Below are 8,160 nucleotides of genomic sequence, written 5' to 3' on the forward strand. Positions count from 1 at the left end.
ACCGCGAGGCGATGGTACTGATACCATAAACCATGGTTTGCCCAAGAAACTTTTTATATACAGACATTTATGATTGAGATTTGAGTACTGCGTATTGAGATAGGCTCCTTAGTGGAACAATATAGCAATCCAACAATTCAGCAATTTATTTTCTTAAGATTTCAAAATTACGATAGTTTTTTACTTCACCATCGCTTACCGCCACATTTTCTACACGCGAGCGGTCTGGCCCTTCGTGGCACCAGTTTACAAATTCTTCCAGAAAAATATTGTCGCCTTCCGCTTCGATATAAACCGATCCGTCTTTTTCGTTCCTTACAAAACCGGTTACCATCATTTGGTTGGCAATAATTTTTGTGGTTTCCCTGAAGCCAACGCCCTGTACTTTACCTGTTATCGTTATATTGAGGTGTTTCACCCCTAAATTCCCTTGTGGAGATTTTATATTTTTTTCGCTCATGCTAAAATTTATTGTTGCAAAGTTAGTAAAGCAATTGTGTATCCATATGTTTATAAGTCCAATTCGCTTTGTAAACTGTTAAATCTTTGCAATTCGGACCTAAAATCTGACCATATTTCTTTCAGGATTTCTTTTGCAGGTTTAATTTCATCCAGCATAGCCGAAACCTGACCGATTTCGAGTTCTCCGTTTTCCATATCGCCCTCAAACATTCCTGCTTTTGCCCTTGCTCTGCCCAAAAGCTCCATTAAGCGGCCTCGGTCTGCGCCTTCAGCTTCTGCTACCGATATTGCATCGGCAAATTCATTTTTCAGCAACCGCACCGGAACCAGTTTTTTCATGGCCAGTCTAGTGTCGCCTTCAGCAGCAGCAATAATTTTATTTTTAAATGCCGGATGAGCAGATGATTCTTCGGCAACAGCAAAGGCCGAACCGATCTGAACCGCATCTGCTCCTAAAGCAAACGCAGCCAACATGGCTTTTCCACTCCCAATGCCGCCAGCTGCAATGACAGGAATTTTAACAGCATCCCTTATCATCGGAATTAAACACATGGTGGTGGTTTCTTCTCTCCCGTTATGTCCGCCTGCTTCGAAACCTTCAGCAACGATGGCATCAACGCCAGCTTCCTGGGCTTTTATGGCAAATTTTGTATTGGCAATTACATGAACGACAGTAATACCCTTTTCTTTTAAAAAACTGGTCCATGTTGCAGGATTACCAGCAGAAGAAAATACAATTTTTACTTTCTCTTCAATTACCACATCTATAATTTCCTGAATATTGGGATACAGCAATGGAATATTAACACCAAACGGCAGATGGGTAGCTAATTTGCACTTCTGAATATGTGTTCTTAAAACATCAGGATACATTGAACCGGCTCCAATAATGCCAAGACCTCCTGCATTAGAAACTGCCGATGCCAATCTCCACCCACTGCACCAAACCATTCCGGCCTGAATAATTGGATATTTAATATTGAAAAGTTTACAGATTGGATTCATCGAAATATTTACTTTATAAATGGATGGCAAATTAGAAGCATCTATTATTCTGAGAGTATTCTGTACAATTCTAAATTAAGAAAATAATGCCCTTTACCAACGGTCCTCTTTTCAAGAACCCCCATCCCTGTGAGTAGATCTAGATATTTTCTTGCGGTATTTTCTGCGTAAATACCAGCTTTAACTAAATGCTGAACCCGAGTAAAAGGTTGAGTAAAAATTGAACTTATTAATGAATCTGGTCGTTGAATATCTGTATCCGCCATAACTGCCTCTGTAATTGCCTCTTTCGCTGCAATAATGTCGTTGATCTTATCATAGGTAATATTTGCTGTTACTTCAACTGCTTTAAGCATATAAAGTAACCAGTTTTTCCAACTTCCCCGCTGAGTAATTCCTGCAAGACCAGCATAATACCCTTCTTTATTTTGCATAATATATTTACTCAGAAAAAGTATTGGATAGTCAAGCAACCCTTTTTTTGTTAGATAATTTATATTAAAAATCCTTCCTGTTCTACCGTTGCCATCCCTAAATGGATGTATTGCTTCGAACTGATAATGGCCAATGGCCATCTTAAGCAATGGATCTAATGGATAATTAACCTCATCATTAAGAAATGTAATCAAATTATTCATTTTGGCTTCAATTATCCCTGCGCCTCTTGGAGGGGTATAAAACACTTTTCCTGCATTAGGTCCACTTCCACCTTCTTTAATTACAACCTGAGCAACTGGAGGCCGAATGCCATCGTTGAATTGACTAACAATACGGTACATCTTCACAAAGTATTCTATATCAATAGCCCCATCTTCCTGAAGATATTGATGGCCTTCCCATAATGCCTCCCTGTAGTAGAGAATTTCCTTCGCGGGCCCATTTACTTGTCCAACATTTTCTTCACTATATGCCTTATAAAGTTCGTCATCAGTAGTGAAAATATTTTCAATTGCACTTGATGCCTTGGCCTCCTGCAAACTTATCGAATTAATAAGCAGGCCTTGATTTGGAATCGCTATACTTCTTCCCTGCAAACGTGCTAGGGCTGCTTTGCTATTACCGAGTTGTAACAGAATATCAACATCAAGATAGATATTTGGATCAATTGGGAGCTCGGGAAGTGAATTCCAGGGTTTCGTACGATCCGGATTTATCATATTTGCCATATTCAAATATAGGATTTTAACCTTAAAATTTTAATTTTTTAATGTTAAAAGAAAAAATCACATCAAAAAATTTGAAACAGAAACTCTTGTACATTAAAAATTTAAGTTTTTAATGTACAAGAGTTAAATGACATTAAAGTTTTCAATGAGATCATATCATGCCTTAAAAAAGGCATTTTTTAAGACGGATAAAAGAAATAACCAATGTATATATCCAGATACTATTAAATTAACCGCTTTACTTGATCGCTTTCTATCTTAAAATCAAGGGATAGCTGGATTAGATTCAATCCAGGCTTTTTACCAACCTCGATTGTTCCAATTTGCTGATTAAGCTCCAAAAATTCGGCTCCATTTATAGTTGCCCAACTCAAAAGTTTTTCAAAAGTAACCTGCTTGTATTTCTGTAAGGTGATCATTTCTGATAGAATATTAAGTTGATGGTTACTTGCTAAACTATCTGTTCCTAAAGTAATCTTTACATTTTCTTCAATTAACAGATCAAGATCGGGTAAAGCATTTTCGATATATAAATTGGCTTGCGGGCAAAGGCACCAATATAAATTATTGTTGTTTTCTTTTGCAAAGGCGATATCAGCCTTACTCGAAACCGTGTTATGCACCAACAAAGTTTTTTGCTCCTTAATAGAGGGAAGCCAAGTTTGTAAAGATGTTTTTTTGGAGGGGATAAAGAAAGAAATATCGAGCCCTAGAAATTTGTATAGCGCTAAAAACCCACCCGATTTATTTTCGAAGAAAGCATTTTCATCCTTAGTTTCCTGGTTATGAACACTAATAAAGGCATTATCTTTTTCAGCTTCCTCCATTATTAATCCAAATAATTCAGGCGATACCGAATACGGTGCATGTGGTACAATATATGCAGGTAAAGGTTCAAAGGCTTGTTTAATCGCTTTAGCGAAATCCATTATAGCGTCTGCTCGCTCAGGATTAAAACCCATGGCCTCGATAAAGGTGTGATAATATATTTTGCTATTTTCTTTTACTTCTTTTGATGAAATTTGGTTGGAAATGTCGCCAACAGCTACAATCCCGTTTTTGAACATTTTTTGATCAGCAACATACATAGCCTTTTTAATCTCTTCTATATCGCCCTGCCTGCTTTTGATAATACTTTGGACGAATTCTACCAAACCCGTTTGCTCTGGAATTTGCCCCAGCATATGCGACAGTTCTAAATGGCAATGGGTATTGATAAAACCCGGAACGATTGATCCTTTATGTTTTGTAATGGCTAAACCAAGACTTGCGGCCTCTTCCTGGGTTAACACTTCTTTAATTTCACCATCTGGATTTACGGCTACCACTCCGTTTTTAAGCGGAGGCGATGAAACAGGAAATATCCAATCGGCTGAAAAGTATTTTAACATACCGCAAATTAGCGGAATAACCGGAGCAAATAAAATATTTTTCTACGCCAGACCTATTCTGATAATGAAATGATTTTTGAAATTACGCTTCTAAAAGAAATTAAATTAGAAAACGGGGAAAGAAAAAGAGCCTCCTATCGGAATCGAACCAATGACCTACTGATTACAAGTCAGTTGCTCTACCAGCTGAGCTAAGGAGGCTTTCAATCGGGCTGCAATGATAGAAAAAAATCTTCTTTTTTAAAAATTGAAAATTATTTTTTTCTGGCGTGCTGTCAGATGTTACCATTTGACAGCTAATTAACTCCACCAAGGAATTTYAAAACCCGTCAGATGGCAACATCTGACGGTACAAGAACGCTCTACGGGCAATCTGCATTTCCAATTATGAAAAAATAACGCCAAAACTTGTAGTCATTCACCACAAAGTGTGGAGAAGCTCCACAATGCCAAAATCTTGGCACACACACAAATACCTAAAAAACAGACAGTTAAACAAAATCAATGGTTTGGCACCATTGTGAAACATTAGCAAGTATTGTTACACAAATTAAATTTTTAATTATATACTATGAAAAAGTTCGTTTTAGCAGCTACAGTATTAGCATTAGCAGGATTCTCAGCAGTACAGGCAAGTGAGGTAAAAGATTTTAAAACTACTGCAATTGTTGCAGTTCAAGATAGCGCAGTAAAAACTCCTGTTAAATTGGAAGAACTTCCTGAGCCAGTAACAACAGCATTAAAATCTGATGCTTACAAAGGATGGACCGCTACTGAAGCTTGGTCGGTGAAAGAAGGAGCAAAAGAGTATTACTTAATCAACGTTAAAAAAGAAGCAGAAACCAATTCTGTTAAAATTGACAAAGACGGTAAACCAGTTCAATAAATAAGGCCGGTTAGCGCTCCATAATTAACGAGTATTTAACGTAACACGAGTTACAAATCATATTTTAAACATAATATCATGAAAAAGATCATTTTAGCCGCTACTTTAGCATTCGCAGGATTCACAGCAGTTCAAGCAAGTGAAGTTAATACAATTAAAAACGCTGCAATTGTTGCAGTTCAAGATAGTGCCGTAAAAACTCCAGTTAAATTAGAAGAACTTCCTGCACCAGTAACTACCGCATTAAAATCGGATGCATACAAAGGCTGGACTGCTACTGAAGCTTTCTCTGTTAAAGAAGGTACAAAAGAATATTTTTTAATTAATGTTAAAAAAGAAGCAGAAACTGGTTCAGTTAAAATCGACAAAGACGGTAAGCCAGTACAATAATCTCAATAAATACGCCACACAGGCATAATCAACATAAGCGTAGCCTTCGGGCTGCGCATACCTAAAAATACATACTACGAAACCGTCATGATTTTCAGAATCACAAAGTAATTGATTAAACCGAGCTTGCGAGTTCTTGAACTCAAAAAAAGGGAAATAAAACACTAGTGAAAAATCATGGCAGTTTCATCACAAATAAAACAAAATTTTAAACAGATGAAAAAATTAATTTTATCAGCTGCGTTCTTAGCTTTTGCAGGATTCTCAGCAGTTCAGGCAAGTGAAGTAAATACAATCAAAAATGCTGCAATTGTTGCAGTTCAAGATAGTGCAGTTAAAACTCCAGTTAAATTGGAAGAACTTCCTGCTCCAGTTACAACAGCGTTAAAATCTGATGCTTATAAAGGATGGACTGCTACTGAAGCTTGGTCTGTTAAAGAAGGAACAAAGGAGTACTACTTAATCAATGTTAAAAAAGAAGCAGAAACTGGTTCGGTTAAAATTGATAAAGACGGTAAGCCAGTACAATAAAACCCAAATAATTACATCTACCTATTATAAGAAAGCCGGATTATGTCCGGCTTTTCTTATTTTTGTTACATGGCGAGAATCCTGATCTTAGAAGACGATACTACATTTGCTCAATTACTTGAAGGTTTTTTAACAAAAAACGGTCATGAGATTACCCTTGTAACCCAAGTAAAGCAATCATTTAAGCAAGTTGAAAACAATGAATTCGACTTACTTTTAATCGATTACCGTCTTCCGGATGGGACAGGTCTTGAAGTGCTTAGCCACATCCGTGATCTGGGTCTATCCATACCTGCAATCATCATGACGAGTTTTAATGATGTTCGGACTGCGGTCAGATCTATCCAATTGGGTGCTTTTGATTATATTACCAAGCCGGTTAATCCAGATGAGTTACTCATGGTGATCAAAAATTCTTTAGCTAAAAAGGATTTAAAAAGTGTTGAACCAAAAGAAACAAACAGTGATTTTATAAAAGGGAAAAGTGCCGTTGCAGATAAACTGTATGAACACATCAGTTTGGTAGCCCCAACCGACATGTCGGTAATTATACAGGGTGAAAGCGGTACGGGAAAAGAATTTGCCGCCAGAACCCTGCACCAGCAGAGCAAGCGTGCCGATAAACCTTTCGTAGCAATAGATTGCGGTGCATTATCGAAAGATTTAGCTGCCAGCGAATTATTCGGCCATGTAAAAGGTGCTTTTACAGGCGCTTTAAATGACAAAAAAGGCCAGTTTGAGGCTGCAAATGGCGGAACATTATTTTTAGATGAAGTGGGTAACCTAAGTTACGAAGTGCAGATTAAATTACTTAGGGCCTTACAAGAAAGGGTAATCCAGCCTTTGGGCAGTACCAAACAAATCCCTGTTAATGTTCGCATCATTACCGCTACCAACGATGATCTGTCTAATAGCATGCAACAGGGTGAGTTTAGAGAAGATTTATATCATCGTTTAAATGAGTTCAAAATCCAGCTTCCGCCATTGAGAGATAGAGGTGGAGATTTAGAACTGTTTATCAACCACTTTATACAGCTATCGAACCGTGATTTAGAACGGAATGTGAAAAGTGTTTCTAATGAGGCAAAAACACTTTTGCTTAGTTACGATTGGCCAGGAAATTTGCGCGAGCTTAGCAATGTGATTAAACGTATGGTTTTATTAAGCCCAGGCGATGTTGCCCAGATTGGCGCACTACCTGATGAAATGATGATTTCTGTCCATCACCAGTCAGCTCCAGGTAATTCATCCGACCTTAAAGCGGTAAACGAACAGAATGAAAAAGCATTGATTACTGAAACGCTGATCAAAGTGAGACATAACAAATCAAAAGCCGCCAAGATTTTAAACATCGATCGTAAAACCCTTTACGCCAAGATGGAGCGTTACGGCATAGAATAATTATCCGGCATTCGCGTAGTCGATTTCCTCCATAAAGGCAATTAAGCTATCCAGTTTTCTGATCTGTAGTAAAACTTCAGATTTAATATTGGTGGTTAGGCCTTTTTCGGCAATTTCTAATTCCAGGGTGCGGAATGCGTTTGCCAAAGTCTTCGAACCCATCTGCGCCGTTCGTCCTGCAAGGCGGTGAACCAGTAACCTGGCCTGATCTAAGTCATTATCGATCAAATGTTTTTTCAACGCTGCAGCGTCATCTATAGAATCCTGTTTAAAACGGTTCAATATTTTCTCCAGCATTTGCTGGTCGCCAAAGGTCATTTTCTCAATGGAAGAAAAATCGAATTCAGGCTGCTGGGTTAAAATTTCGGTTCTATCAAATATAGATAGGATATCAACTGCCCTAAATGGTTTCATTATCAGTCCATCAAAGCCCTCGCTCAAAACCATTTCACGTTCTTCGGGTAAAACCTGTGCAGTAATAGCGTAAAATTTAATGTGCGCTGGGAGTTTCTTCTTTAATAAATGACAAAGTTCGAATCCTGTCATTTCGGGCATGCGCATATCAATCAGCACATATTTTAAATCCGGCTCAGGTGCTGCGTGCAGGATATCGGCTACCTGGGTAAAGCTTCTAAACGGGATTTTATTTTTCTGAAAAATCATTCCGCATAAATCTAGAATAAGTTTATCATCATCAATTACCCAAACCGTGCCTGGATTTACAATCGCATAATGTTCTAAATCTAGAGTATCGTTTACACGCTCGGTAGTATTTTCATATTTCATGTAAATATTAAACGTGGTACCAATGCCCGGTTTACTTTTCACATAAATTCTTCCTCCCTGTGTTTCGATCAAAGATTTAACAATAGGCAGTCCCAACCCCGTACCAGCCTGGTTGATAATATATTTTTCAGGAGATTCTATC

At 37.9% G+C, this 8,160-nt stretch carries 9 protein-coding genes and 1 tRNA gene; 4 read left to right on the forward strand and 6 right to left on the reverse strand.

The window, feature by feature from the left end; translation table 11 throughout:
• Positions 1 to 145: 145 nt before the first annotated feature.
• The 5 genes from AC1DND_RS12745 to AC1DND_RS12765 form a co-directional block, all read right to left on the reverse strand.
• On the reverse strand, positions 146 to 460 hold the full coding sequence (locus tag AC1DND_RS12745) for an acylphosphatase (RefSeq protein ID WP_477582083.1): 315 nt from the start codon (positions 458 to 460) through the stop codon (positions 146 to 148).
• A gap of 50 nt (positions 461 to 510) precedes the next feature.
• Positions 511 to 1,467, reverse strand: coding sequence for an NAD(P)H-dependent flavin oxidoreductase (locus tag AC1DND_RS12750; RefSeq protein WP_477582085.1), 957 nt, complete (start codon positions 1,465 to 1,467; stop codon positions 511 to 513).
• Between the two features lie 44 nt (positions 1,468 to 1,511).
• Entirely contained in the window at positions 1,512 to 2,633 is a 1,122-nt protein-coding gene (locus AC1DND_RS12755; protein ID WP_477582094.1) for a Fic family protein, read from the reverse strand.
• Positions 2,634 to 2,857: 224 nt separating this feature from the next.
• Positions 2,858 to 4,024 (reverse strand): amidohydrolase family protein, encoded by a 1,167-nt coding sequence (locus AC1DND_RS12760; RefSeq protein ID WP_477582087.1) that lies wholly within the window; start codon positions 4,022 to 4,024, stop codon positions 2,858 to 2,860.
• Between the two features lie 128 nt (positions 4,025 to 4,152).
• A tRNA-Thr gene (locus AC1DND_RS12765) sits at positions 4,153 to 4,225 on the reverse strand.
• Positions 4,226 to 4,595: 370 nt separating this feature from the next.
• Between AC1DND_RS12765 and AC1DND_RS12770 the strand changes: the two genes are divergently transcribed.
• The 4 genes from AC1DND_RS12770 (at position 4,596) to AC1DND_RS12785 (ending at position 7,232) form a co-directional block, all read left to right on the forward strand.
• Positions 4,596 to 4,910 (forward strand): hypothetical protein, encoded by a 315-nt coding sequence (locus AC1DND_RS12770; RefSeq protein ID WP_215124870.1) that lies wholly within the window; start codon positions 4,596 to 4,598, stop codon positions 4,908 to 4,910.
• Between the two features lie 78 nt (positions 4,911 to 4,988).
• Positions 4,989 to 5,300 carry a hypothetical protein gene (locus AC1DND_RS12775; RefSeq protein ID WP_029280049.1) on the forward strand — a complete coding sequence of 104 codons (312 nt, stop codon included), beginning with the start codon at positions 4,989 to 4,991 and terminating at the stop codon, positions 5,298 to 5,300.
• A gap of 177 nt (positions 5,301 to 5,477) precedes the next feature.
• A complete protein-coding gene (locus AC1DND_RS12780) occupies positions 5,478 to 5,831 on the forward strand; it encodes a hypothetical protein (protein ID WP_477582089.1) in 354 nt (117 codons plus the stop codon).
• 69 nt (positions 5,832 to 5,900) lie between these two features.
• Positions 5,901 to 7,232: a sigma-54-dependent transcriptional regulator gene (locus AC1DND_RS12785; RefSeq protein WP_215124868.1), complete on the forward strand. Its 1,332-nt coding sequence runs from the start codon at positions 5,901 to 5,903 to the stop codon at positions 7,230 to 7,232.
• Here AC1DND_RS12785 and AC1DND_RS12790 read toward each other — a convergent pair.
• Positions 7,233 to 8,160, reverse strand: a 928-nt coding sequence (locus AC1DND_RS12790; protein ID WP_477582092.1) for a response regulator, incomplete at its 5' end; no start/stop codon positions are given. It abuts the gene before it with no gap.

This window comes from Pedobacter sp. 01N416 (assembly GCF_056399685.1).

Coding starts and splice junctions, on each gene's coding strand:
- AC1DND_RS12745 (WP_477582083.1), bottom strand. CDS start 460: ATGAGCGAAAAAAATATAAAATCTCCACAAGGGAATTTAGGGGTGAAA.
- AC1DND_RS12750 (WP_477582085.1), bottom strand. CDS start 1,467: ATGAATCCAATCTGTAAACTTTTCAATATTAAATATCCAATTATTCAG.
- AC1DND_RS12755 (WP_477582094.1), bottom strand. CDS start 2,633: ATGGCAAATATGATAAATCCGGATCGTACGAAACCCTGGAATTCACTT.
- AC1DND_RS12760 (WP_477582087.1), bottom strand. CDS start 4,024: ATGTTAAAATACTTTTCAGCCGATTGGATATTTCCTGTTTCATCGCCT.
- AC1DND_RS12770 (WP_215124870.1), top strand. CDS start 4,596: ATGAAAAAGTTCGTTTTAGCAGCTACAGTATTAGCATTAGCAGGATTC.
- AC1DND_RS12775 (WP_029280049.1), top strand. CDS start 4,989: ATGAAAAAGATCATTTTAGCCGCTACTTTAGCATTCGCAGGATTCACA.
- AC1DND_RS12780 (WP_477582089.1), top strand. CDS start 5,478: ATGGCAGTTTCATCACAAATAAAACAAAATTTTAAACAGATGAAAAAA.
- AC1DND_RS12785 (WP_215124868.1), top strand. CDS start 5,901: ATGGCGAGAATCCTGATCTTAGAAGACGATACTACATTTGCTCAATTA.